Annotated in this window: 23 protein-coding genes; 15 read left to right on the top strand and 8 right to left on the bottom strand. The window is 64.6% G+C overall.

Annotated elements, in window-relative coordinates:
* Nucleotides 1-111: 111 nt before the first annotated feature.
* On the top strand, nucleotides 112-1,128 hold the full coding sequence (locus QQS38_RS21675) for a 1-aminocyclopropane-1-carboxylate deaminase (protein ID WP_479647410.1): 1,017 nt from the start codon (nucleotides 112-114) through the stop codon (nucleotides 1,126-1,128).
* Here QQS38_RS21675 and gluQRS read toward each other — a convergent pair.
* Nucleotides 1,125-2,141, bottom strand: a complete 1,017-nt coding sequence (gluQRS, locus tag QQS38_RS21670) for a tRNA glutamyl-Q(34) synthetase GluQRS (RefSeq protein ID WP_479647409.1) — start codon at nucleotides 2,139-2,141, stop codon at nucleotides 1,125-1,127. The genes QQS38_RS21675 and gluQRS overlap by 4 nt on opposite strands.
* Nucleotides 2,105-2,968, bottom strand: coding sequence for a sulfurtransferase (locus QQS38_RS21665; RefSeq protein ID WP_479647408.1), 864 nt, complete (start codon nucleotides 2,966-2,968; stop codon nucleotides 2,105-2,107). The genes gluQRS and QQS38_RS21665 overlap by 37 nt, the downstream gene beginning before the upstream one ends.
* A gap of 217 nt (nucleotides 2,969-3,185) precedes the next feature.
* On the opposite strand from QQS38_RS21665, the gene dnaE reads away from it, so the two are divergent.
* The 3 genes from dnaE (at nucleotide 3,186) to QQS38_RS21650 (ending at nucleotide 9,101) form a co-directional block, all read left to right on the top strand.
* Nucleotides 3,186-6,713, top strand: a complete 3,528-nt coding sequence (dnaE, locus tag QQS38_RS21660; protein ID WP_479647407.1) for a DNA polymerase III subunit alpha — start codon at nucleotides 3,186-3,188, stop codon at nucleotides 6,711-6,713.
* Nucleotides 6,714-6,727: 14 nt separating this feature from the next.
* Nucleotides 6,728-7,723, top strand: a complete 996-nt coding sequence (locus tag QQS38_RS21655; protein ID WP_479647406.1) for a glycosyltransferase family 9 protein — start codon at nucleotides 6,728-6,730, stop codon at nucleotides 7,721-7,723.
* A gap of 151 nt (nucleotides 7,724-7,874) precedes the next feature.
* A complete protein-coding gene (locus tag QQS38_RS21650; protein WP_479647405.1) occupies nucleotides 7,875-9,101 on the top strand; it encodes a glycosyltransferase family 9 protein in 1,227 nt (408 codons plus the stop codon).
* A 28-nt stretch (nucleotides 9,102-9,129) separates the two neighbouring features.
* On the opposite strand, the gene QQS38_RS21645 is transcribed toward QQS38_RS21650, so the two are convergent.
* Complete coding sequence (locus QQS38_RS21645; RefSeq protein WP_479647404.1) at nucleotides 9,130-10,239, bottom strand: O-antigen ligase family protein; 1,110 nt, start codon at nucleotides 10,237-10,239, stop codon at nucleotides 9,130-9,132.
* A 31-nt stretch (nucleotides 10,240-10,270) separates the two neighbouring features.
* On the opposite strand from QQS38_RS21645, the gene QQS38_RS21640 reads away from it, so the two are divergent.
* Nucleotides 10,271-10,438 carry a hypothetical protein gene (locus QQS38_RS21640; RefSeq protein WP_479647403.1) on the top strand — a complete coding sequence of 56 codons (168 nt, stop codon included), beginning with the start codon at nucleotides 10,271-10,273 and terminating at the stop codon, nucleotides 10,436-10,438.
* 94 nt (nucleotides 10,439-10,532) lie between these two features.
* Here the strand turns inward: QQS38_RS21640 and QQS38_RS21635 are convergent, their stop codons facing one another.
* Nucleotides 10,533-11,381, bottom strand: coding sequence for a glycosyltransferase family 2 protein (locus QQS38_RS21635; RefSeq protein ID WP_479647402.1), 849 nt, complete (start codon nucleotides 11,379-11,381; stop codon nucleotides 10,533-10,535).
* 95 nt (nucleotides 11,382-11,476) lie between these two features.
* Entirely contained in the window at nucleotides 11,477-12,274 is a 798-nt protein-coding gene (locus QQS38_RS21630; RefSeq protein WP_479647401.1) for a glycosyltransferase family 2 protein, read from the bottom strand.
* Nucleotides 12,275-12,492: 218 nt separating this feature from the next.
* Here QQS38_RS21630 and msbA point away from each other — a divergent pair, with 218 nt between their 5' ends.
* Together msbA and QQS38_RS21620 are read left to right on the top strand one after the other, a co-directional pair.
* Nucleotides 12,493-14,274: a lipid A export permease/ATP-binding protein MsbA gene (msbA, locus tag QQS38_RS21625; RefSeq protein ID WP_479647400.1), complete on the top strand. Its 1,782-nt coding sequence runs from the start codon at nucleotides 12,493-12,495 to the stop codon at nucleotides 14,272-14,274.
* A gap of 150 nt (nucleotides 14,275-14,424) precedes the next feature.
* Complete coding sequence (locus tag QQS38_RS21620) at nucleotides 14,425-15,810, top strand: pyridoxal phosphate-dependent decarboxylase family protein (protein ID WP_479647399.1); 1,386 nt, start codon at nucleotides 14,425-14,427, stop codon at nucleotides 15,808-15,810.
* 32 nt (nucleotides 15,811-15,842) lie between these two features.
* Here the strand turns inward: QQS38_RS21620 and QQS38_RS21615 are convergent, their stop codons facing one another.
* Together QQS38_RS21615 and QQS38_RS21610 are read right to left on the bottom strand one after the other, a co-directional pair.
* On the bottom strand, nucleotides 15,843-16,154 hold the full coding sequence (locus tag QQS38_RS21615) for a hypothetical protein (RefSeq protein ID WP_479647398.1): 312 nt from the start codon (nucleotides 16,152-16,154) through the stop codon (nucleotides 15,843-15,845).
* A gap of 17 nt (nucleotides 16,155-16,171) precedes the next feature.
* The gene (locus QQS38_RS21610) at nucleotides 16,172-16,330 is read right to left on the bottom strand and encodes a hypothetical protein (RefSeq protein ID WP_479647397.1); all 159 of its coding nucleotides are present in this window, start codon (nucleotides 16,328-16,330) and stop codon (nucleotides 16,172-16,174) included.
* A 222-nt stretch (nucleotides 16,331-16,552) separates the two neighbouring features.
* Here QQS38_RS21610 and QQS38_RS21605 point away from each other — a divergent pair, with 222 nt between their 5' ends.
* The 8 genes from QQS38_RS21605 (at nucleotide 16,553) to QQS38_RS21570 (ending at nucleotide 23,553) form a co-directional block, all read left to right on the top strand.
* On the top strand, nucleotides 16,553-16,831 hold the full coding sequence (locus tag QQS38_RS21605) for a hypothetical protein (protein WP_479647396.1): 279 nt from the start codon (nucleotides 16,553-16,555) through the stop codon (nucleotides 16,829-16,831).
* Between the two features lie 172 nt (nucleotides 16,832-17,003).
* Complete coding sequence (locus tag QQS38_RS21600) at nucleotides 17,004-17,426, top strand: DUF2946 domain-containing protein (RefSeq protein WP_479647395.1); 423 nt, start codon at nucleotides 17,004-17,006, stop codon at nucleotides 17,424-17,426.
* Nucleotides 17,427-17,508: 82 nt separating this feature from the next.
* Nucleotides 17,509-19,848, top strand: a complete 2,340-nt coding sequence (locus tag QQS38_RS21595; protein WP_479647394.1) for a TonB-dependent receptor — start codon at nucleotides 17,509-17,511, stop codon at nucleotides 19,846-19,848.
* Nucleotides 19,845-20,642: an energy transducer TonB gene (locus QQS38_RS21590; RefSeq protein ID WP_479647393.1), complete on the top strand. Its 798-nt coding sequence runs from the start codon at nucleotides 19,845-19,847 to the stop codon at nucleotides 20,640-20,642. Before QQS38_RS21595 ends, QQS38_RS21590 begins: the two co-directional genes overlap by 4 nt.
* A gap of 11 nt (nucleotides 20,643-20,653) precedes the next feature.
* Nucleotides 20,654-21,367: a MotA/TolQ/ExbB proton channel family protein gene (locus tag QQS38_RS21585; RefSeq protein ID WP_479647392.1), complete on the top strand. Its 714-nt coding sequence runs from the start codon at nucleotides 20,654-20,656 to the stop codon at nucleotides 21,365-21,367.
* Complete coding sequence (locus QQS38_RS21580) at nucleotides 21,367-21,786, top strand: ExbD/TolR family protein (protein WP_479647391.1); 420 nt, start codon at nucleotides 21,367-21,369, stop codon at nucleotides 21,784-21,786. The genes QQS38_RS21585 and QQS38_RS21580 overlap by 1 nt, the downstream gene beginning before the upstream one ends.
* An 88-nt stretch (nucleotides 21,787-21,874) precedes the next feature.
* Complete coding sequence (locus QQS38_RS21575) at nucleotides 21,875-23,038, top strand: sialidase family protein (RefSeq protein ID WP_479647390.1); 1,164 nt, start codon at nucleotides 21,875-21,877, stop codon at nucleotides 23,036-23,038.
* The gene (locus QQS38_RS21570) at nucleotides 23,035-23,553 is read left to right on the top strand and encodes a TlpA family protein disulfide reductase (protein ID WP_479647389.1); all 519 of its coding nucleotides are present in this window, start codon (nucleotides 23,035-23,037) and stop codon (nucleotides 23,551-23,553) included. The genes QQS38_RS21575 and QQS38_RS21570 overlap by 4 nt, the downstream gene beginning before the upstream one ends.
* Nucleotides 23,554-23,589: 36 nt before the next feature.
* Here QQS38_RS21570 and rng read toward each other — a convergent pair whose 3' ends face one another.
* Nucleotides 23,590-25,053: a ribonuclease G gene (rng, locus tag QQS38_RS21565; RefSeq protein ID WP_479647388.1), complete on the bottom strand. Its 1,464-nt coding sequence runs from the start codon at nucleotides 25,051-25,053 to the stop codon at nucleotides 23,590-23,592.
* Between the last annotated feature and the right edge of the window lie 4 nt (nucleotides 25,054-25,057).

Raw genomic sequence — 25,057 nt, 5'->3', positions numbered from 1 at the left:
GCTTGGCTATCATTTTTGGGTGCGTGGGGCACGCTGTCTTCGCGGCCACACCGCGTCGGACCACGCTCGACAGCGCCGATCCGCGCCTGCCCGATCTGATTGGAGGCCTAGATGAACCTGCAACGATTTCCCCGTTATCCGTTGACGTTCGGCCCGACGCCGATCCAGCCGCTCAAGCGATTGAGCGCGCATTTGGGCGGCAAAGTCGAGTTGTATGCGAAGCGCGAAGACTGCAACAGCGGACTCGCGTTTGGTGGCAACAAGACGCGCAAGCTCGAATACCTCGTGCCGGAGGCCATCGAGCAAGGTTGCGACACGCTCGTGTCGATCGGTGGGATCCAGTCGAATCAGACCCGGCAAGTCGCCGCCGTTGCGGCGCATTTGGGCATGAAGTGCGTGCTCGTGCAGGAGAACTGGGTCAACTATCACGATGCGCTCTACGATCGCGTCGGCAACATCGAACTCTCGCGCATCCTCGGCGCGGACGTGCGGCTCGTGCCGGACGGCTTCGATATCGGCATTCGCAAGAGCTGGGAGGATGCGCTGGAGAGCGTGCGCGCAGCCGGCGGCAAGCCGTACGCCATTCCGGCGGGCTGCTCGGAGCACCGGCTGGGCGGGCTGGGCTTCGTCGGCTTCGCGCAGGAAGTGCGCGCGCAGGAGGCCGAACTGGGGTTTCGCTTCGACTACATCGTCGTCTGCTCGGTCACGGGCAGCACGCAGGCCGGAATGATCGTCGGGTTCGCGGACGACGGGCGCGCCGACCGCGTGATCGGCATCGATGCGTCGGCCAAACCCGAAGCCACGCATGCGCAGATTGCCCGCATTGCCGAGCATACGGCGGAACTCGTCGGGCTCGGCCGCGCGCTCTCGCCGAGCGAGATCGTTCTCGACACGCGCTACGGCGGCCCCGAATACGGCTTGCCCAATGAGGGAACGCTCGAAGCGATTCGGTTGTGCGCGCGGGCCGAAGGCATGCTGACCGATCCCGTGTACGAGGGTAAGTCGATGCACGGCATGATCGACAAAGTGCGCCGCGGCGAATTCGAGCCGGGTTCGCGCGTGCTGTATGCGCACTTGGGCGGCGCACCCGCGCTGAGCGCCTACAGCTTTATTTTCCGCGACGGCTAGCGGGTGAGCGCGGTGAGCGCTTGCGTGCGATGGCGCCACGCCGCGATTGCATCGGCATAGAAGGCGTCGAGCGAGCGATAGGGCTGGGCGTTGGGCGCATCGTTCGACGTGCTGCCGCGCCGGTCGCGGGTAAGGGCAAGGCCCAAATGCCTCGCGGCCGCGACGAGCGCCGGCAGCGGATCGTCGTTATCGAGCGCCCGCGCGCCGGTCTGCTTGCTGAGCTTTTCGCCGTTCGCGTCCAGGACGACGGGCACGTGCAGATAAGCGGGCGTGGGCATGCCGAGGCAGCGTTGCAAATAGATCTGACGCGCTGTCGATTCGAGCAAGTCGGCGCCGCGCACGACATGGGTGATGCCTTGTTCGGCATCGTCGACGACGACGGCGAGTTGATACGCCCATTGCCCGTCCGCCCGCTTGAGCACGAAATCGCCGACTTCGAGCGCGAGATTTTGTTGCTGCGGGCCTTGCCAACGATCCTCGAAGGTCACGACGGCATCCGCGCCGTCAGGCACGCGGATGCGCCAAGCGCGTGCAGTTTTGCCGCGTAATCCGTGGCGGCAAGTACCCGGATAGGCCAGGGTCGTATGACGCGCGTGCGCGCTTGCCAGTGAATCGGCAATTTCTTTGCGCGTGCAGCCGCACGGGTAGACGAGGCCAGCTCGTTCCAAGCGATCGAATGCACGGGCGTAGCGCTCGGTGCGGGCGCTTTGCCAGACGGGCGGCTCATCGCTTTGCATGCCGAAGCGCGCGAGCGCTTCCAAAATTGCGCGGTCGGCCCCGCGCACGGTGCGCGGGCCGTCGATGTCTTCGATGCGAACGAGCCATACGCCGTCGTGCGCCCGTGCATCGAGGTAGCTCGCGAGTGCGCCGACGAGCGAGCCTGCGTGAAGCTCGCCGGTGGGCGACGGCGCGAAGCGGCCGCGGTAGGGCCGGTGTGCGCCTGCCGCGCCGCTTGCGCTCGGCGCAGCGGGACTGTTTACGCCGCTTGCGGCGTGTCCTTGTTCGGGTGGCATGCGGGGCAGGTCTGGCCGGCCGCATAAAGCGCAGACCGTTGCGCCTCGGGCGTCACGACGGCGCGGCAGCCGAAGCATTGCACGGTTTCGGTCGGCGCGAGCTGAGGATTGAGTGCGGTGCGATAGTCGAATACGAAGCAATCGCCGCGATAATGAGCGCCGCCGACTTCTTCGAAATATTTCAGGATGCCGCCTTCGAGTTGATAGACGTGCTCGATGCCGGCCTCCTTCATGTGGATGGCGGCTTTCTCGCAGCGAATGCCGCCCGTGCAAAAGGAAACGACGGTTTTGCCCTGAAGCGCCTCGCGATTCGATTCGACGACGCTCGGAAACTCGCTGAACTTCGTGATCCGGTAGTCGATCGCATTTTCGAACGTGCCGACGTCGACTTCGAACGCATTGCGGGTGTCGAGCATGACGACGGGGCGGCCCTCGTCGTCTTCGCCGCGGTCGAGCCAGCGCTTGAGCGTGGGCGCATCGACCGCGGGCGCGCGACCGAGCTCGGGCTTGATCGCAGGCTTTTTCATCGTGATGATCTCGCGCTTGCGCTTGACGAGCATGCGGCGAAACGGCTGCGTTTCCGAGAGACTTTCCTTGAACTGCAGATCGGCGAACTTGCCTTCGAAGAGCGGGTCGCCGCGCAGAAATTCGATGAAGGCGCGGGCCGCCTCGGACGTGCCGGCGAGGAACAGATTGATACCCTCGGGCGCGAGCAGGATGGTGCCGCGCAGCCCGAGCGCCTCGCATCGCTTGGCGAGGCACTCGCGCCAGGTGTCGATGGCGTCGATGGAGACGAAGCGGTAGGCGGCGAGATTGACGATGCTCATGATGGTGGTGCAATGATTCGTGCTGCCGCGAGCACGGGGCAATCCGGCCCCAAGGGGGCGCTCGGAGAACCGGCACAGCGCCGAGGAACCGTTGACGCGCCAAGCCTTGGCGGCTTGCCGGGCGGCGAAACCGCTATTATCCTGCAAACCGCGGGTCGTCCGTCATTGGCCGTTCGGCCGGGCTGTTTCGGGGGAGGCCGGATGTACAATACGGCCCATGTCAGATCCTCGCTTCGTTCATCTCCGCGTCCACTCCGAATTCTCGATTGCCGATGGCATCGTGCGTCTTGACGACGTCGTCAAGGCCGCCGCCGAGGACGGTCAGGGCGCGCTCGCATTGACCGATCTCGCCAACGCGTTCGGTCTCGTCCGGTTCTACAAGGAAGCGCGCGGCAACGGCATCAAGCCGATCGCGGGCTGCGACGTCTGGGTCATGAACCCGGACGATCGCGACAAACCTTCGCGCTTGTTGTTGCTCGTCAAAGACCGGCGCGGGTATCTGAATCTTTGCGAGCTGTTGACGAAAGCGTGGCTCACGAATCAGTACCGCGGGCGTGCGGAACTCGATGCCGCATGGCTCGATTCGCCCCTCAGCGAGGGTCTGATCGCGTTGTCCGGCGCGCAGCAGGGCGATGTGGGCCTTGCGCTCGCGGCCGGTAACGAGCAGGCCGCCAGGCGTCATGCGCAGCGCTGGGCGGCGCGTTTCCCGAACGCGTTCTACATCGAATTGCAGCGCTACGGGCAGCCGGGCGGCGAGGCATACGTGCAGCAAGCGGTGGCGCTCGCTTCGGCGTTGAAGCTGCCCGTCGTGGCGACGCATCCCGTCCAATTCATGAGCGCCGACGATTACACCGCGCACGAGGCGCGTGTTTGTATCTCCGAGGGCGACATCCTCGCGAATCCACGGCGGCCCAAGCGCTTCACGACCGAGCAGCGGTTTTGCACGCAGGACGAAATGGCGGAGCGCTTCGCCGATATCCCGTCTGCGCTGGCCAATACGGTCGAAATTGCCAAACGCTGCAATTTGACGCTCGAGCTCGGCAAGCCGAAGCTGCCGCTGTTTCCGACCCCGGACGGCATGTCGCTTGACGATTACCTCGTGCAGTTGTCGAAAGAGGGCCTCGAAAAGCGGCTGATCGAACTCTTCCCCGAAGCGTCGGCGCGCGAGAGCGAGCGCGAAAAGTACTACCAGCGGCTCGATTTCGAATGCGGCACGATCATCAAGATGGGCTTTCCTGGCTACTTCTTGATCGTGGCCGACTTCATCAATTGGGCGAAGAACAACGGCGTGCCCGTCGGGCCGGGCCGCGGTTCGGGCGCGGGCTCGCTCGTCGCGTATGCGCTCGGCATCACCGATTTGGACCCGTTGCGCTACAACCTCCTGTTCGAGCGCTTTCTGAACCCGGAGCGCGTGTCGATGCCCGACTTCGACATCGACTTCTGTCAGGAGGGGCGCGATCGCGTGATTCAGTACGTGAAGGCCAAGTACGGCGCCGACGCGGTTTCGCAGATCGCGACGTTCGGCACCATGGCGGCCAAGGCCGCCGTGCGCGACATCGGCCGCGTGCTCGATCTCGGCTACAACTTCACCGACGGCGTGGCCAAGCTGATCCCGTTCAAGCCGGGCAAGCACGTGACCATCGCCGACGCGATGAAGGAAGAACCGCTGCTGCAAGAGCGCAACGACAACGAAGACGAAGTGCGCCAGTTGCTCGAACTTGCGCAGCGTGTCGAAGGGTTGACGCGCAATGTGGGCATGCACGCGGGCGGTGTTCTGATCGCGCCGGGCAAGCTCACCGATTTCTGTCCGCTCTATACGCAGGGCGACGACGGTGGCGTCGTGAGCCAGTACGACAAGGACGACGTGGAAGCGGTCGGCCTCGTCAAATTCGACTTCTTGGGCCTGACCACGCTCACGATCCTCGATTGGGCCGAACGCTATATTCGCCGGCTCGATTCGTCCAAGGCCGATTGGTCGCTCGCGCAGGTGCCGCTAGACGATCCCGCCTCGTTCTCGATCTTGAAGAAGGCCAACACGGTCGCCGTGTTCCAGCTGGAAAGCCGCGGCATGCAAGGCATGCTCAAGGACGCGCAGCCGGACCGCTTCGAGGACATCATCGCGCTCGTGGCCTTGTACCGCCCGGGTCCGATGGATCTGATCCCAAGCTTTTGCGCGCGTAAGCACGGACGCGAGATGGTCGAGTTTCCCGATCCGCGCGTCGAGCCCGTCCTGAAAGAGACCTACGGCATCATGGTCTATCAGGAGCAGGTCATGCAGATGGCGCAGATCATCGGCGGCTACTCGCTCGGCGGCGCCGATTTGCTGCGCCGCGCGATGGGTAAGAAAAAGCCCGAGGAAATGGCCAAGCATCGGGAGATCTTCGCCGAGGGTGCGGCCAAGAACGGCCTCACGCGTGAGAAGTCCGACGAAATCTTCGACTTGATGGAGAAGTTCGCCGGTTACGGCTTCAACAAGTCGCACGCGGCCGCGTATGCACTGCTCGCGTACTACACCGCGTGGCTCAAGGCGCACCATCCTGCGGAATTCATGGCGGCCAACATGAGCTTGGCCATGGACGACACGGACAAGGTCAAGGTTCTCTACGACGATTGCAAGGTGAACGGCATCGCGGTGCTGCCGCCGGACATCAATTGTTCCGCCTATCGGTTCGAGCCGGTGGCGCAGGCCGACGGCAAGCGCTCGCGCACGATTCGCTACGGCCTTGGCGCCGTGAAGGGCAGCGGTCAAAACGCGATCGAAGAAATCCTGCGCGCACGCGAAGAGGCGCCGTTTACGGATCTGTTCGATTTTTGCGCGCGGATCGACCGGCGCGTCGTCAACCGGCGCACGGTCGAGGCGCTGATCCGCGCCGGCGCGTTCGATTCGATCCACGCGAACCGGGCGCAGTTGATCGCTTCGGTGCCGCTTGCCATGGAAGCGGCCGAGCAGGCGAGCGCCAATGCGATGCAAGCCGGCTTGTTCGATATGGGCGATGCGCCCTCGCGAGGGCACGAGCTCGTCGACGAGCCCGCATGGCACGAGAAGCGCAAGCTGCAGGAAGAAAAGACAGCGCTGGGTTTCTATCTGTCGGGGCACTTGTTCGATGCCTATAAGGACGAGGTGCGGCGCTTCGTGCGAATGAAGCTCGCCGATCTGAAAGAAGGGCGCGACAAGCTCGTCGCCGGCATCATCGCCTCGCTGCGCACGCAAATGACCCAGCGCGGCAAGATGCTGATCGCTCTGCTCGACGACGGCACGGGTCAATGCGAAGTCACGGTCTTCAACGAGCAATACGAGGCCAATAGGGCGCTCTTCAAGGAAGACGAGTTGCTCGTCGTGCAAGGACAGGCGCGCAACGATGCGTTCACGGGCGGCATTCGCTTCACCGTCGATTCCGTGATGGATCTCGAGCGCGCTCGCAGCCGCTATGCCCAGGCGGTGAAGCTGTGCATGAACGGCAATGCCGATGCGGCCGTGCTCAAGCGCGTGCTCGAGGCGCATTGCGCGCCGCGCGAGGCTCCCGCGGAGCCGGCTGCCTCGGCGCCGCGCGGCGGCCGCGGCGATGGGGCTCGGCAACGGCCGGCTGCTGCCGCCAACGGGCTGACCGTGCAAATTCAATACAGCAATGCGCGTGCGCAAGGGGAAGTGCGCTTAGGCGATGGCTGGCGCGTTCGCCCGTCAGACGAGTTGCTCGCGGATTTGCGCGGCGCATTCGCCGCGAGCGCGGTCGAAATCGTCTATTGAGCGCGGCGTTGGAAATGCATCGCGTCCTCGTCATCCGCATCGACTTTCTCGGCGACATGGCGTGCACGACCGCGTTCTTGCACGCGCTCAAGCAGCGCTGGCCGCAAGCCGAGATCCACGTGCTCGCAAACAAGATCAACCGTGCGGTGCTCGAGCGCAATCCCGACGTCGCCGCGGTTCATACCTACGTCTACAGCAAGCAGTGCGAACGCAACGATCGGCCTGGGAAGGTCAATGCGTTGCTCGATCGGCTGCGGCTCGTGTTTCGGTTGCGGCGCCTCGCGTTCGACCTCGTAGTCGTGCCCAATGGCGGGATGCACAAGAACAGCATTCAGTTCGCGCGGCAGTTGCGCGCCAAGGCATATCGTTGGCACGACGCCGAGACGGAGTTCGACGACCGCAAGGCGGAGCATGCGGCACGCCGGCCCATGCGGCATGAAGCACTGTCCGGGTTCGCGTTGATGCCGGAGCTTGCTCCCGTCGCCCCCGATGCGCTGCGGCTTCGGGTGTTTCCCGATGCGGCGCTGCAGGCCAAATGGGAGACCGAGCTCGCGCCGAAGCGCCGCCCGCGGGTCGGGCTGTTCGTATCCAATAAGGCCGAGCAACGACGGTGGGCGACTCAGAAGTGGCACCGGCTGGCCGAAACGATGGCAGAGCGCGCCGATGTCGTGATATTTCTCGATCCGGCTGATTCTCGCGCCGTCGAATCCTTTGCGCCGGGGTTCGCGCACGTGCTTTCGCCGCCCACGGTAGGCGATCTCATCGCGGCAATGAGCGTGCTCGATCTAGTGGTATCGGCGGATAGCGCACCGGTGCACTTCGCGTCGGCGTTGGGAGTGCCGGTGGTCGCGATGTTCGAGGACCGCCCGGAGAAATACTTGCGGTGGTATCCGCTCGGGGTGCCGCACGTGCTGTTGCGTGCGGGGCCGAAGGTCGACGATATTTCGGCTGCGCAAGTTGCTGCCGCCGCGTGTTCGTTGCTGGACGAACGCGTTGCGGCCATGTCATAGCGCGAGGATTGTCGGGAAGCAGCATGTTTTCGTGCATGGATCGATTGGCGATGCGCATCGCGAGCCCGGCGTCTGATGCCGCCTGGCGCCCCGACGCATCGTTGCGGTTGGGCATTTTGCCGAGTCCGCTTTTGGAAGGAGCGCAACTGAAATGACGGAAAACGCCTTGGCGGCGGTCGCCGCGAAGTCGAGTCTGGTCTTGTCGCGCCCCCCGCGGACGATTCTCGTTGCGTGCACCCGTCGCATCGGCGACGTGCTGCTGGCAACGCCGCTCGTTCGATCATTGAAGGCCCGGTGGCCGGACGCTCAGATCGACATGCTGGTCTTTCGCGGCACCGAGGGCGTGCTCGAGCACAATCCCGACCTGCGCCGCGTGATCGTGATGTCCCAGCGAGCCCGGCTGCGCGAGCGCCTAGCGGATATCGCGCGCATTTGGCGGCGCTACGATCTGGCATGTGCTGCGGTGAGTTCCGACCGGCCGAGGTTCTACAGCTGGTTTGCGGGTAGGCAGCGGGTCGGGCTCGTCGACGACGATCGCATCACGTGGCTCAAACGGTTCCTGCTCGACGGCATTGCGCTCAACTATCACACGGCGGCGCATACGGTGGAAAGCAGTCTTGAAGTCGCGCGCGTGCTTGGGATCGAGCCGATCGGAGAAGTCGTGCCGCCGGGCATTGGCGATGACCCGGCGCGGCGCGCCGCGTTCGAGGCGCGCTTTTCGGCGGTAGCGGGGCAACCGCTTGCGGTGCTGCATCCCGCGCCGATGTTCGCTTACAAGCGCTGGCGCGTAGACGGTTGGGCAGACCTGGTTCGTTGGCTGCGCGCGCGGGGCTTCGCCGTTGCCATGAGCGGCGGCCCGGCGGCGGCGGAGCGCGAGTACGCGCTACAAGTTGCGGCTGCGGCTGGCGGCCCGTTGCTCAACTTCGTCGGCCAATTTTCGCTAGGCGAGAGCGCAGAGTTGTTTAGGCGGGCAAAGATCTTCGTGGGGCCCGATACCGGCGCCACGCATATGGCGGCAGCCACCGGCACGCCTACGGTTGCACTGTTCGGCCCGTCCGATCCCGTGCGGTGGGGGCCGTGGCCGAAAGCGTGGCCCGCGGGCTCGAACCCCTGGCCGCTCGTCGGCTCGGGCCGCCGCGGCAATGTTTATTTGGTGCAAGGCGAAGCGGCCTGCGTGCCTTGCAAGCAAGAGGGCTGCGAGCGGCACGTGGAAAGTGTGAGCCAATGTCTCGTCACGCTATCGACTGAACGTGTGATCGGCGCGATGACGCAGATGCTCGCGTTGTCCATGCCAGGGGCCTTCGCCGAAGGTGCAACAGGGCCCGCGACAGCGATCGTCGATACGTCGGCCCTCGGCACGCTTGGCGGCCAGCGCTAGCCGGGGGCTAGCGTGGCCACGCCCCAACTCAACGTGCCGCCGCCTGCCCGGCCATATGCGGGCCGTGCGCCGAGGCGACGCTGCGCGCACCGCTGCGATACCCGCACCCGAGCAGGATGCCACTTAGCAGCGCGAACATATGCCCTTCCGCGAAGTCGAGCAATAGCGAGTTTGCGAGGCTCCCGATGGCGAAGGCGGCCAGCCATGCAAGCAGCAACTGGCGCGAGTGGGGCTCCAGCCGCGCGCCACGCCGGCCGATTTGAACGAGCATATTCACGAACAGCAGTGCGCCCGGTATACCTAGCTGGACAGCCATCAGCAGGTACTCGTTGTGCGGGTTCTGCGTATCGATGCCCTTGGCGCCCGTCTCGTTTTTGGTCAATTTGGCGAACTCGGCGCCTAGGCCCCCCGCCCCGTATCCGGCGAGCGGCCTCGCGCGGATCAATTCGAGACACTTTGTGTACCATTCGAGACGCAAACCCGTGGACGTTATCGCGTCGTCTTGGCGGTACGCCTGAACTTCGCCGGCGACTTCCCGAATTCGGCTGCCGTGCATCGTGCAGGCATAGGCGACGAGGGTGGCCGTGGCGAGCAGCAGCGCGGCGGCGCCCACCGCGGTCCATGCCTTGAGCCGGCGCCGCGCGTGCCAAGCGGCGCGCGCAGCCACGGCCAGCGCGAACATCACGACGATGATTTGGCCCGTGCGCCCCTGCAACATGATCAGTACGTTCGCAAGTGCGAGTGCGGCGATGACCGCATAGGCCAGGCGTGCGCGCGTATGGGCTGCCGCGAGCGCCAGATCGGCGGCTTGATAGAACAGCAACGCGCCGAAGAGTCCGTTGGCGATACGATTTCTGAATACCAGCGCGTGCGCGACTGGGTCCGACGCAATATAGGAGGGTCCAATATGCGTAAGACCGAGATAATTCGTCGTCGACAGCACGACGGTCACACTAAGCGTCGTGAACAGCGCCCAGCGAGCGATGCCATCCCATTGCGAATCGGCGAAGGCCAGGATGGCAAAGGGCACGAGCAGCAGCTTGAGGTATTTGCCCATCCATGACCATGCTTCATGCAGGCCTGCGGTGCTATAAAACGTACTGACTGCCAACGCGGTGAGCAGCACCAGCGTTGCCATTGCCGCTCCGTGACGCCGTAACGACGGCAGCTTGCGCCAGAATTCCGGCGCGCTCACCAGCAGCAATGCGAAAAGGCCGCAGGCGATGTTCGTCAGCGCCGTCGAGATCGGCACACAACAGAGCGCGACGACCGCACTGGTGCGTGCGGCGGAAAGTCGATACGACGGGCGCGGCGCTGCGGACGCCCTCAAAACTTGATGCAACTCGGTCCCCTTATTGCAGATGGCGGGCGCCTGGGTGAGAGCGGTCCCGCGAGTCGAGGCTGACGGGCCGCGAAGCTGCGGCCCGACCTTTAGGCAAGCGACAGCGCGCGTTTGAGTCGCGATCGGATCAAAGCGCGTTTCAGTTTGCCGCGAACGGCGGGCGTCTCCAGTTCGATCCGCTCTGCTGCCGGTTGCCCGCGGCGCAGATAGTAGCGATCGAACGTCGATTGCGTCATGCCCCATTTGTTCAGAAATTGCCGGCGGCCGTCGTTCTTGACCACCTTGCCCGTGGATTTCTGCTGGAAGTGGTAGACGAGGCTATCGCCCACGCCGAGAAACGTGCGGCAGCCGGCGTCCCAGAGCTTCATGGAGAAATCGTTGTCGCTGCTCATCCCGGGGGAGAGCTCGCTGCTGTAACCGCCAAGCCTATTCCACCAATCGCGATGCACGAGCGTCGGCGGCCACGTGGCGCCCAGCCAGTCGCCGCGCACGAGTCCCGGCGCCGCGGCCAGCAGCGCTTCGGCGCGAAACGTGTCGGCGTCGCGTCCGGCGTCATGCACGACGACGCACGGATTGTGCGTATCGACCGGTTCGATCATCGTGCCCGACAACATGAAAAGATCGGAGGGCATCCGCTCGATATGCCTCACGAGCGCCGCGTCCCAGCCCGGGCAGACGTACATGTCGTCGTTCATATAGACGACGTAGTCCTGTCGCGCACGGGCGGCGGCGAGATTGACCGCATGGCAGATGCCGATGTTGGCGGGCGAAGCGGTGTGCTCGATGCCCTCACCGCGCACCCATTGCAGCGACCCATCGGTGCCGTCGTTGATATGCACGATCACCTGATGCTCGTATTGCGAGTGGCGACGCAGGCTGTTGACCACGAGCTTCAGGTAGGGCAGGTTATTCCAAGTGGGGATAATGATGGAAAACATCGACCGGAGGTTGCTGACTTCGGAAAGGGGCCGCGGCCCATGCGCGCCGTGGCGCGGCGGGAAAACGCGCCGATATTACCATTAGCCATGATGCGCTACGGGCTTTGCGCGGAGCCGTCATGGGCGTGAGCCAGCTTCAGAAAGCGGTAGTAGACCGTTTCGGCATTGAAGAGCGCGATCATGAATCCGGCTTGTCCGTCCAACACGCCGCCCCGCAGTACGTACGTCCGTACGAAGGCCCAGGCGCCGCGCCCCAGCGCGCGAGCGAACCCGCCGCGCTTGCCCGCAGCCAGGCGCTGCCGCGCACCGGCGCTCGAATACGCGTCCATTTTGCGCAGCACCGTCTCGAAATCGTCGTAGGAGTAGTGAAGCAGGCGGCCGGCGAGCTTCTCGATGTTGCCCTCGAAGACCAGCCGCTCATGGACCAGGTCGTCCGAGAAGCATGCCGCGCCGCGCTTGAACAGGCGCGGTACCCAGTCCGGGTACCAGCCGCTGTGGCGTATCCAGCGTCCGCAAAAGTTCGAGAGGCGATCGAGCGCATATACGCTCGTCACGGGCGAGTCGAGCGCCTCGCGAATGGAGGCGGCCAGTTCGGGCGTCACGACTTCGTCGGTGTCGATCGAGAGAATCCAGTCCGTATCGAGCGCGGCGACCGCCCGATTTTTTTGAGGGCCGAAGCCGGGCCAATCGGGAGCGAGGACGACGCGGGCCCCATGCGCGCGCGCAATCGACGCCGTTGCGTCGGTGCTGCCGCCGTCGACGACGACGATGTCGTCGGCAAAGCGCAGGGCGTCGAGACACTGCGCGATTCTCGCTTGCGCGTTCAATGCGATGATCGCAACCCCCAGCGAGGGGCGCTGTGCGCTAACGGGTGCTGTCGGCGGCGAAGTCACGGCAGGTTCGCTCGGGTGTCGGGAAAGGCGCCAGTATACCGGCCGGCGCCGGGCGCCCCGCGCTCGAGCGTCGGCTACCAGCCTTATAATGTGTCGCTTTTCGTCGCAGGCCGTTATCCGCCTCGGCCGCGCGCCGGCGTTTCGGCTCGCGTGAGGAACTGGCGCGCACGTACCGCGCGCTACCGCGCGATATCTGCGCGCAACCATGAAGGAATAGATTGGAAAACCGAGCCACTTTGAGAAAATCGGTCGGCGGTGAGCAAACGTCGACGGCGGCGGTGATGCGCCGGTTGTGGCCTTATCTGAAACCCCTCGTTTGGGTCATGGTGCTCGCCGTGGCCGCGATGGGGCTGTCGGCCGCCACCGACGCAGGCATCCCCGCGCTCTTGAAGCCGCTGCTCGATCGCGGCTTCGGCGCGAATGCAAGCCAGCACGCCAAGTGGTATGTCCCGCTCGCCGTCATCGGCCTGGCGATCGTGCGCGGCGTGTCGCAATATGCGTCGCAATATTTGCTGTCGTACGTCTCGAACCGCATCTTGCTGCAACTGCGGCTCGACATGTTCCAGCGGATGATTCACACGAGCGCCTCGTTCTTTCAGCGCGAGACGGCCAGCACGGTCATCAATGCGATCGTCTTCGAAGTCAATCAGATCCTGAGCGTCCTGACGAGCGTGATGGTGACGCTCGTGCGCGATTCGCTTTCGGTCGTCTTCTTGCTGGGCTATCTGTTTTATTTGAACTGGCGCTTGACGCTCATCGTCGCAGTGATCCTGCCCGGGATCGGTTGGCTCGTGAGCAAGATCAACCGTCGGCTGCGCCGGCTCGGCCGAGAACAGCAAACGCTCACGAACGAGCTCGCGTATATCGTCGAGGAGACGGTTGCGGGCTACAAGGTCGTCAAGGTGCACAACGGCGAGGCGTACGAAATGAGCCGCTTCGCCGCGATGAGCCAGCGCTTGCGCGGCTACGCGATGCGCATGACGGTGGCCGGCGGCCTGGCGCAGCCGCTCACACAGATTTTCGCGTCGTTTGCGCTCGCCATCGTCATTACTATCGCCGTCGTGCAGTCGGCGCACAACCAGACGACCGTCGGCGGTTTCGTCGCCTTCGTCACCTCGATGCTGCTCGTGATTTCGCCGCTCAAGCATTTGATCGACGTGAACCAACCGCTGCAGCGGGGAATGACGGCTGCCGAACTGATCTTCGGGCTCATCGACGAGCCCCTCGAGCCGGCAGGGGGCACGCGGCGGCTCGAACACGCGCGCGGCGAAATCGAATTTCGCGACGTGACGTTCAGCTACGGCGCCCCCGATCGTCCGACGCTCGACCGCGTGTCGTTTACGGCCGCGCCAGGCGAGATGATCGCGCTCGCGGGTCCCTCGGGCAGCGGCAAGACCACGCTCGTCAATTTGCTCCCGCGGTTTTTCGCGCCGGCGAGCGGGCACATTCTCGTCGACGGCGTGCCGATTCACGAATACGACCTCCACGACCTGCGCAGTCACATCGCGATGGTGAGTCAAGACGTCGTGCTGTTCAACGACACGATCGCGGCCAACGTCGCCTACGGCGGTACGCCCGATCGTGCGCGCGTGCACGCGGCGCTCGCGGCGGCGAACTTGTGGGACACGGTCGAGGCGATGCCCGAAGGCATGGACACGCTCGTGGGGGGCAACGGCATGCGCCTGTCCGGCGGGCAGCGACAGCGGCTCGCCATCGCCCGCGCCCTTTATAAGGACGCTCCGATCTTGATTCTCGACGAAGCTACTTCAGCGCTCGATTCGGAATCGGAGCGCCACGTGCAAGCGGCGCTCGAGACGCTGATGAAAGGACGCACGACGCTCGTGATCGCGCATCGGCTTTCGACCATCGAGCGCGCCGATCGCATCCTCGTCATGGAGGCCGGGCACATCGTGGAGCAGGGCAGTCACGAGGCGTTGCTGCAGCAAAACGGGCTCTACTCGCATTTGCATCGCATCCAGTATCAGCAGCAAGCGGCGTAGCGGCAGCGGCAAGCTTGCCCGCAGTGCACGTCGGCACGCATACGGATCACGTGATTGCAGCGCACGCGCCGCGCTGCCGGCGGCGCCGATCGAAGCTTGGAAATGTCGAGCAGCGCGTGAGCGCCGCTCGGGCTCGTATTGAGGATTCGCATGTACGAAAAGCTATCGCATGATCTCGAATCGTTCGACGTGGTGCTCGCGAGCGCAATGCGCCACGCGACGCAGGCGCTCGCCGGTATTGACAGCCGCACGGTCGCGCTGGGTCCTGCTCGCGTCGAGTCGCAACCGCTGCCGGAGCATGGAGCGGGGTTCGCCGGTGCGCTCGACGAATTCGCGAGGCGCTGGGCGCCCGGTTTTTCGGGCAGCGCGGGTCCGCGCTATCTGGGCTTCGTGACGGGCGGCGCCACCCCGGCGGCGATCGGCGGAGATTGGCTAACGAGCGTCTACGATCAAAATCCGACGGCGGGTATCGATAGCGCTGCTCCCGACTTCGAACGTGAAACGCTCGATCGTCTACGGCAACTGTTCGGGCTTTCGACTGCGCACAGAAGCGCGTTCGTCAGCGGCGCGACGATGTCGAATTTCGTAGGCTTGGCGATCGGCCGCGAATGGCTCGGCGAGAGAGCCGGCATCAGCGTCGCCCAAGAGGGTATGGCAGCATTGGGCGAGATCCACGTGCTGTCGGGCGCGCCGCATGCGAGCATCTACAAGGCGCTGTCGATGCTCGGGATCGGCCGCAAGGCGGTGCGCAAGATCGCGCTGCTCGAAGAGCGCGAGGCGATCGACATTGCGGCGCTCGAAACGGCGCTCGACCAGTTGCGAGGGGCGAACGTGATCGTGGTCGCCAATGCGGGCACCGTCAATACGGTCGACTTCGACGATCTGCAGGCGATCGCCGCATTGAAGGACCGCTACCCGTTCTGGCTCCACGTCGACGGCGCGTTCGGCGCCTTCTGCGCGCTATTGCCTGAGCACGCACACCTCGTCGCCGGCCTCGACGCGGCCGATTCGATTTGCATCGATCTGCATAAGTGGCTCAACGTTCCCTACGATTCGGCCGTCCAATTCACGCGCCGGCGCGATCTGCAGGTGCGTGTGTTTCAGAACGCCGCGGCCTATCTCGGTCTGCCCGGTGACAATCCCGATTTCGTCCATCTGACACCGGAGAACTCGCGGCGGTTGCGTGCCATGGCCGCGTGGTTTTCGCTGGCCGCCTACGGCCGCGTGGGTCATGCGGAAATCGTCGAGCGTAACGTTCGCATGGCTCGGCGTTTGGGCGAGCGGCTGGCGGGGCATCCCCGCTTCGAGTTGCTTGCGCCTACGCGCATGAACGTCGTCTGCTTCACGCTTGCCGATGCGCCCACCGAAGCGCGCGTGCAGGCCTACGTGTTGGCCGTGCGCGACCGTGGCGAGACGTTCGTTTCGCCCACCTGCTACGCCGGCACGTGGGGACTGCGCGCGGCGTTCTCGAACTGGCGCACCGGCGAGGACGACGTCGAGCGCGCATTCGCGTCCTTGGTCGCCGCGCTCGATTGACCTCGACCTAGGGCCGATTGCGCGGAGTGACGCTATACGCCGCTCGTGACGAGGGACAGTACCGAAAGATCCGCGTGCGTACCGTCGACGATCGTTCGCCCCACGTGCGTTGCTTCATCGACCGCGGCCCCGGCGTTCGGGAAGCTCACGTCGCCGTCCGCATGAAAGGGCACCGCGTGGCCCGGCAATTTCGGATCCGCACCCGGATGGCAGACATATCCTACGTAGGTATAAGCGCCGCCCTGCGGCGGCGCTCCACCCTCATCATCCAGTACCTGCGGCGCGACATGGATCTCGAAACCTTCGTACTGCGTCATCTGCCAAAGGGCGTCCGTTTCCGACATGTTGCTCTCCCCGCTCGTCAATGCCGATGCCTGAGCTTATCCCACAGTCGCGTGTTGTCCATTCTGTGCAGCCATCGCGCTTTTTGATGCTCGCGGCGATAGTGCGACGCGACGATGATCGCGACGGCGATCAAAAGAATGACGCCGACGACGCTGTCTCCCATCGATTGAGCCATGACGCTCTCCTTGCAAACACGCTACTGCAAAAATTCTAGGAGATTTCACCGGGAACGCGCGGCGCTTTCCGTTAGGCGATGGCGCCCTATTTGCCCGACGTCGGCCGCCCCTGCGCCTACATTACAGTTCGCATTCCGGCTATTACAGCTTTTACGCGCTGACACAACTGGCCGTCGAACGCTCTCCCGCCGAGAGGCTCTAAAGGGACAAGGAGAAGAATCATGAAAAAGACGTTCGTTGTCCTAACTTATGCGGTGGCGGCCGTGGCGCTGAGCGGTTCGTTGACGGGATGTGTCGTTGCGCCCGCGACGCCCGCGTACTACGGCTATGACTATGGATACGCGCCGGGTTATTACGCGTATCCGGCCTATCCTGCTTATGCGGAACCCTCCGTGGGAATCGGCATTGGGTTCGGCGGGGGCGGCGGCTGGCATGGCGACCACGATCGGCACGGGGGGCGCGGCTGGGGCGGGGGCCACGGGTGGCGCGACGGCCACTGACCGTACAGCATGGCGAGAGCGGCTCGGGGAGGGCCGCTTTTTTATATGACGATCGGAGGATAAGCAAGGCGCCGAATCGACCGAGTGCAAGCGTCAAAAGGCCTCACCCCCGTCACTAGTCGTCGAATCTAGCGCGATGCTAGACTTTGGCGGGTTATTGATGGTGTGACGAATGCGTCCTTTTTCACATAGGCGGTTGACTGCATGGCTTGGCTTGTTTGCCATGTGGCTCGTCCTTTCCGCGCCTATCGTGAGTCAGGCGTTGGCGCACCAGCAGCGTCACGTGCACCCGCACTCGCTGTCGCACCATATGCAGCGTCGCCTGGCCGAGCCGGCATGCGACGAACTGCACGCCGGCGCGCAGTCCGGCGGCCTGACCGAGCGCGGCGCTCATCTCGATAAGGGGCCCGCCACGGCCGCATGCGGCTATTGCGACTTGCTCGCCACGCATGCTGCGTTGCCCGCACTCGCGCCCGCAGCGCCCGCTGCGATCATTCTCGTCGCTTTCGCGGCGTTTCTTGCCCCCACCGAACGCGCGATACCGCTCGGCGCATTCCCGAGCGGGCGCGCCCGCGAGCCCCCGCTTCTTTCCTGATCGTACCGATTTCCGGCCGCATGACTAGACGTGCCCTGCAAGGCGCGCGCGGCCGCTCGTCCATCGATTCCAGGAATTCATCATGCTCGACTTTGCATGGCAAAGCGCGTGCGCTCGCGCGCGCCAGTATGCTCGGCAGGCAGCCGTGGGGATGCTGCCGCTCTCGTTCGTTTCATCAGCCGCGTTTGCCGAGCAGGCGGCCGACCCGATCACACTGCCGGCGGTCACGGTCAGCGCAAGCGGCGAGGGGCGCTCGGGCGCCCCGCCGGCCGTCGACCCAGACCTGCCCGCCACGGTTGAAAGCGTCTCGCGCGAGCAGTTCCAGAATTGGAACGTCGTCAATACGGAGGACGTTCTCAAATACATGCCGAATTTCGCAGTCAGAAAGCGCTACATCGGCGACCCGAATTCGATCGTCGCGGTGCGCGGCACGAGCAACGTGCAAAGCGCGCGCGCGCTGGTGTATGCCGATGGCTTGCTGTTGAGCAATCTGCTCGGCAACAGCTATACGTTTGCGCCACGCTGGTCGATGGTGTTCCCCGATGAAATCGCGCAGGTCGACGTCCTCTACGGCGCCTTCAGCGCGCTCTATCCGGGCAACTCTCTCGGCGCGACGGTCGCGATCACGACACGGATGCCGACGCGCTTCGAAGCGGACGCGGACGTGAAGGCGTTCACGCAGCACTTCAGCTTGTACGGCGTGAACGAGAGCTTCAACGGTAGCGAAGCGAGCGCGACGATCGGGGATCGGATCGGCAAATTCTCGTACCTGCTGGGCGTCAACCATCTGGAAAACACGAGCCAGCCGCTGCAGTTCGCCACGTTGGCCCAATCGACGAAACCCGCGACCGCGGGCGACACCCCCGTGACGGGCGCGCACTTCTACAACAACCAAAGCGGCGCGCCCACCGCTGTGATCGGTGTCAACGGAGAGGGTATCCAGCATTCGGTCCAGGATCAATTCAAGCTGAAGGCGCAATACGAATTCACCCCGTGGCTGCAAGGCGGCTTTACCCTCGGCTACTGGCATCGCAACTATGACAACGCAGCTTCGACGTTTCTCGTCGATGCGAACGGCAACCCTGTCTATAGCGGCAAAGTGGCGATCGGCGGCGCCGAGTACACGATACCTGCCGCGGCGCTTGCGCCGAGCAGCGGATGGAGCGAGAACTGGCTCTATGGCGTCTCGCTCGCCACGCGCAATGCGACGGGCTGGAACGGCGAGGCAATCGCGTCGTATTACGACGTCGCGAACAGCGTGGCGCGCACGGCCAATGCCGGTGGACCGGGCAACGGCGCGGGCGCGATCACCTATGGGGACGGCACGGGTTGGAAGACGCTCGATCTGAAGGCCACCTATACGCCGCACTCGCCGCGGGCCGGCATCGCGAACCACCGCCTGGCATTCGGATACCACTACGACAACTACTTCTTGGAGAACCGGACTTACGATACCGGCGCTTGGCGCGACGGCGGCGCGGGCGCATTCAACAATGCCTTTGCAGGAAAGACCGAAGCCCAGGCGCTGTACGCACAAGACGCGTGGCGCTTCCTGCCGCGGTTCAAGTTCGTCTACGGGCTGCGTTACGAAGATTGGCGCGCCTACGGCGGCTATCAGGCGCTACGGAGCGAGACGGTTCCGTACGCCGATGCGCGAGAGCGCCATGTCTCGCCCAAGCTATCGCTCTCGTACGACGTGGCGCAGGACCTCACGCTGCGCGCATCGATCGGCCGCGCTTATCGCTTCGCGACCGTCGGCGAACTCTTTCAAGGACAGATCAATGGATCGTCGATCGTCAACAACAATCCGAATCTGAAACCCGAAGACGATCTGGCCAAGGAACTGACGGCCGAGTGGGCGCACTGGGGCGGGCTCGTGCGTCTCTCGTTGTTCCAGGACGACGTCAAAAATTCGATCTTCAGCCAGACCGATACGACGGTCATCCCGAACGTCACCAACTATCAGAACATCGGCAAGGTGCGTTCGCGGGGCATCGAATCGAGCTATCAAGGCGAAGATGTGCTCGTGCGCGGGCTCGACCTGCTGGCGAGCGTGGCCTACACGCAATCGAAGATCATCGCCAATGCGCAAAACCCAGCGTCGGTCGGAAAGTATTTCTATCGCGTCCCGTTGTGGCGAGTCGATTTGGCGACGACGTATCACATGGGCGCGCGCTCGGCCGTGACGTTGGCGGCGCGATACTCGGGCCGGCAGTACAACACGCTCACCAACACGGATTCGAATCCGAATGTGTACGGCGGAACGAGCACTTACATCGTCGCCGATGCCAAATACACGTTCCGCCCGACCAAAGCGAGCGAGGTGGGCGTGGGCATCGACAATATCTTCGACGCGCGCTATTTCGTTTATCACCCGTATCCGGGCCGCACGTTCTATCTCGAAGCGAAGCTCAAGATATGACCGTGCCGACCCGAACCTTGGACGGTGCGGAGCACTGCCCGCGCGATGAGCGTCCTTGCGCTGCGGAACGCTTGCGCTTGCGGCATCCGCTTGCCGCACTGTTGCTCGTCGTGGCCGCGCATGTCGGCGCCGTGCTGGCGTTGCTCGCGGCCGCGCCCGCGCAGCGGCAGGTCGATAGGGCGCAGCCGGCGCACATTCTCGCCGCCGAATTGATTGCGCGGGTGTCGCCCGCGCCTACGCCCGCCGACCCAGCGCCGGCGCACCCCATCCAGGCTGCGCGCCCGGCGAGGCCGCACGAGAGCGTGGCGCATCGTATCCCAACGCAAACGCCCCCTGCGTTGCAAGCGCCGCCGCCGGCGTTCACGCCGCGCCCGTCCCCGGCGCCCGCTCCAGCCGCGCCGCGCGGCCACATCGACGATACGTCGAGGCCGGCCGCCGCCGAGCCAATCGAAGGCGCCGCGGCTTCGCCACGTGACGAGAGCGCCGAGTCGGGCGGCGGCGCCTTGGCGTCCGTGCCGAAGTCCGTGGCGCATCTCGCTTGCGCGATCGCCAAGCCTGCCTATCCGGCGCTCTCGCGCCGCATGCGGGAGACGGGCACGGTGCTGGTCGAACTCATCGTCGCGGCGACGGGACGCGTGGAATCCGCTCGCATCGCCGAGACGAGCGGTCATGAACGTTTGGACGAAGCGGCCCGCGAAGCGGTGGCCGCGAGCTCATGCTCGCCGTATCTGGAAAGCGGCGTTGCCTTTCGCGTGGCGGCCAAAGTGCCCGTCACGTTCAACCTCAACGATTAGAGATGTGAGCCATGCAAACCTATGGACTGTTTCATATCTGGCAGCAAGGCGATTTGATGACGCGCGGCATTGCACTGCTGCTGTTGGCGATGTCGATCGCGTCGTGGACCGTGATCCTGCTCAAAGGCATCGAACTGCGGCATATCGCGCGTCACGCCGCGCGTGCCGATGAGCATTTCTGGGACGCGCAGCATGTCGAAGCGGGCATGCAGACGCTCGGCCGGCCCGGTTCATTTTTTTACGATTTGGCTGAAGCAGGGCAGGCGGCCGTGGCGCACCACGAGGCCAATCGGCCGCGGCTGCACGAGCGCATCGAGATCAGCGATTGGCTCGCGCGGACGATGCGCGCTTCGGTGGAGGACGCGGCCGCGCGTCTGCAACGCGGCTTGGCGCTGCTTGCTTCGATCGGCGCGACCGCGCCGTTCGTCGGCTTGCTCGGCACGGTGTGGGGCATCTACCACGCGTTGATTGCGATTGGCGCGAGCGGCGAGGCGAGCCTCGATCACGTAGCGGGCCCGGTCGGCGAAGCGCTGGTGATGACGGCGTTGGGCCTGATGGTCGCGATTCCCGCGGTGCTCGGCTATAACGCGTTGACGCGGATCTCACGTGGCATTGTCGCCAAACTCAATCGCTTTGCGCACGGTTTGCATGCGTTGCTGTTGACCGGTGCGAGGCCATGGCCGCGCAACCGCACGGCCAAGCTCGTGGCGGGAGGGCGCGCGTGATGGACGACTTCTCGAACCTGGACGAGACGGCGGCGCTCGCGGCCGACATCAACATGACGCCGCTGATCGACGTGATGCTCGTCCTGCTCGTCGTTTTCATGGTGACGCTACCGGTCTTGCATCACGCCGCCAAGATCGCGCTGCCTCAGGCTAGCAGCCGACGCGAGGATGTGCGGCCGCCTCACGTGAACGTCGAAATCGATGCGCTTGGACAGATTCGCTGGGACGGCAGGCCGCTTGCCGATGCGGCACTGGCCGGCGCGATGTCCGTCGCGGCAAGGCAGGCGCCGCAGCCCGAGATTCGGCTCGTTGCCGACCGCATGACGCGCTACGAGCGCGTCGCAACGGTGCTTTCCGCGGCAAACCGAGCGGGGCTGGCCAAAGTGGGGTTCATCACCGATCCCGGTGCGCAGCGCTAGGAGAACAATGATGAAATGCCTCTCTTGGATTCGAATGATTATCGTTGGCGGTCTCATCGCCGGTGGCCACGCAGCGTTGGCGCACGACATGAGCAAAATGTCGGGCATGCACCCGGGCGCGGGCGAGGGTGAGACCTGCGTCGGTCTCTCGCTCGAGTGCGCGAGCGTCGCTACGCCGTTCCTCGATGCGCACGGCAAGCTATGGCTTGCATGGTCGGCGGGCGGCGCCGTATCGATTGCGTCGTCGGTCGATGGCGGCCGGCATTTCAGCGCCCCTATCGTCATCGGCCGTTACGGCTCCCGTCTCGATGCGGGAGTAGAAGCGCATCCGCAACTCGCGGTGGACGACAAGGGCCGCGGGGTCGTGGCATACAGCGTGTTCAAGGACGACAATTGGAACGCTCGCGTGTGGGTGGCCACCTGGGACGATGGCGGCGCGTTCTCGGCGCCGCATCCGATTTCGCGAGATGCGGCGAGCCAACGTTTTCCGGTGCTCGCTTTCGGCCCGGACGGCATGCTCTTCGCCGCGTGGATCGACAAGCGCACGGTGGTGCAGGCGCGTAAGCGCGCGCTCGTGCAACCGGGCGCGGCGATCGCCTACGCGTGGTCGCGCGATGCGGGCGCGACGTTTTCGGGCGAAGCCATCGGCGAGGATCACACCTGCGAGTGCTGTCGCCTCGATGCGGCCGTCGATGGCGCGGGACATCCGGTCGTGCTGTTTCGCAAAATTTACGGGGCGCACGAGCGCGACCATGCGGTGCTGACTTTTTCGCAAGACCATGCGCCGCTCCCATCGCGCCGGGTCGCGGTCGATCGTTGGCATATCGAGGGCTGTCCGCATCATGGGCCGGCGCTCGCGGTGTCGGCGGACGGCACCTGGCATGCGGCTTGGATGACGGGCGGCGAAGTGCGGCAGGGATTGTTCTACGCGCGCTCTACGGACGAAGGCCGCTCGTTCTCCGCGCCGCAGCCCGTGGGCGATGCCGAGCGTCAGCCTGGACGGCCATCGCTGCTCGCGCGAGGGGCTTCCGTGTGGCTCGCTTGGAAGGAGTTCGACGGGGAACGCATTCTTGCGCGCGCGCGCCATTCGAGCGATGGCGGCCGCACGTGGTCGCCCGACCGCACGATCGATACGGTGCAAGGCTACGCCGACCGCCCGCTGCTCGTTGGCGAGCGCGGGGGCGATCGGGTGTACATGTCGTGGCTCACGCGCGAGCACGGATACCGGCTCATCGAATTGGATGCATCATGAAACGCACATCGAGATTCCTATTGAGCGCGGCATTGGCGCTTGCTTCGGCGTGCTTTGCGCTGCAAGCGCATGCGACGCCGCCCAAACCATTCACGACGCACAGCTTCGCCGAAATCCAAGCGCGGCACGCGGGCGTTCCGCTCGTGGTCCATATTTGGGCGATGAGCTGCGGTCCTTGCTTGGCCGAATTGCCGAAGTGGGGGGCGTTCGCGAGGCAGCGCCCGGGCGTCGCCCTCGTGCTCGTGCGCTTCGATCAAGCGCCAGCCGAGGCGAGCGAGGCGCGGCTCGCGCGTTCGGGGCTTGCGGCCGCCGAAAGCTGGGGCGTCGCGGGCGAGGCCGACGAGTATCTGCGCGCAAGCGTCGATCGCAAGTGGATCGGCGACGTGCCGCGCACGATGCTCATCGCACCGGACGGCGAGGTGACCGCGATCAGGGGCATCGCCGATCTTTCCAGGGTCGAGCAGTGGTTGGACGGCGTCGGCGCCGGACGGCCCGGGCCCAGGCCGTCGCATTGACGCCGTGCAGGTCGCGCGAGCGCGACGCGGCCGCCGTTACATCAGCACGATGTCGTACTGCTCTTGGCTCAAATTGGACTCGACCTGCAGCGATACCGGCTTGCCGATGAAGTCGATGAGCATTGCCAGATGCTGCGATTCCTCATCGAGGAACAAGTCGATGACCTGTTGCGAGGCCACGACCCGAAATTCACGCGGATTGAACTGCCGCGACTCGCGCAGGATTTCGCGCAGCACGTCGTAGCATACCGTGCGCGCGGTTTTGACTTGTCCCTTACCCTCGCAAACAGGGCACGGCTCGCACAGCACGTGGGCCAGCGATTCGCGCGTGCGCTTGCGCGTCATCTCGACGAGCCCGAGCTGCGAGAAGCCGTTGACGGTCGAGCGCGTGCGGTCGCGCGCGAGCGCTTTCTTCAGCTCGCCGAGCACGGCATCGCGATGCTCGGCGTTTTCCATATCGATGAAATCGATGATGATGATGCCGCCCAGGTTGCGCAACCGCAATTGACGCGCGATCGTATGCGCCGCTTCGAGATTCGTCTTGAAGATCGTGTCGTCGAAGTTGCGGGCGCCGACATAGCCGCCCGTATTGACGTCGATCGTCGTCATCGCTTCGGTTTGATCGATCATCAAATAGCCGCCCGACTTCAAATCGACCCGGCGCGAGAGCGCGCGTTGCAACTCGGTTTCGATGTTGTACAAGTCGAACAGCGGCCGCTCGCCCGTGTAGTGATGCAGTTTGGAGCTGACGGCTGGGGTGAATTCCGCGGCGAACTCCGTGAGCATTTGAAACGTCTCGCGCGAATCGACTTGAATGCGGGTCGTCTCGTCGGTCACGAAATCGCGCAGCACGCGCTGAGCCAAATTCAAGTCCTGATAGAGCAGGCTCGTGGGCGGCAGGCGCTGCGCTTGCGCGACGACGGTCGCCCAGGTTTTGCGCAGATAGGCGACATCGCTCGCGAGTTCCTCGCTCGTCGCGTCTTCGGCAATCGTGCGCACGATATAGCCGCCTTTTTCATCGGCAGGAAGAACGGCCGTCAAGCGCGCGCGGATTGCTTCGCGCTCGGCTTCGCTTTCGATCTTTTGCGAAATGCCGATGTGCGGCTCTTGCGGCAAGTAGACGAGCGTGCGGCCCGCGATGCTGATCTGCGTCGAGAGCCGCGCTCCCTTGGTGCCGATCGGATCTTTGATCACCTGCACCGTCAGCGTTTGGCCTTCGAACACGATCTTCTCGATCGGATTGGGCGAGCTTGCGTGCTCGCCCGCCAAGCGCGGATGCCAGATGTCGGCCACATGCAAAAACGCTGCCCGTTCGAGGCCAATGTCGATGAACGCCGATTGCATGCCGGGCAAGACGCGCACGACTTTGCCCAAGTACACGTTGCCCACGCGCCCGCGCGAGAGCGTGCGCTCGACATGCAACTCCTGCACGGCGCCTTGCTGAATCAGCGCGACCCGCGTCTCCTGCGGGGTGACATTGATGAGGATTTCTTCGTTCATTGTC

The organism is Trinickia sp. Z7 (assembly GCF_056498045.1).
This window is presented reverse-complemented; position numbering and strand designations above follow the sequence as displayed.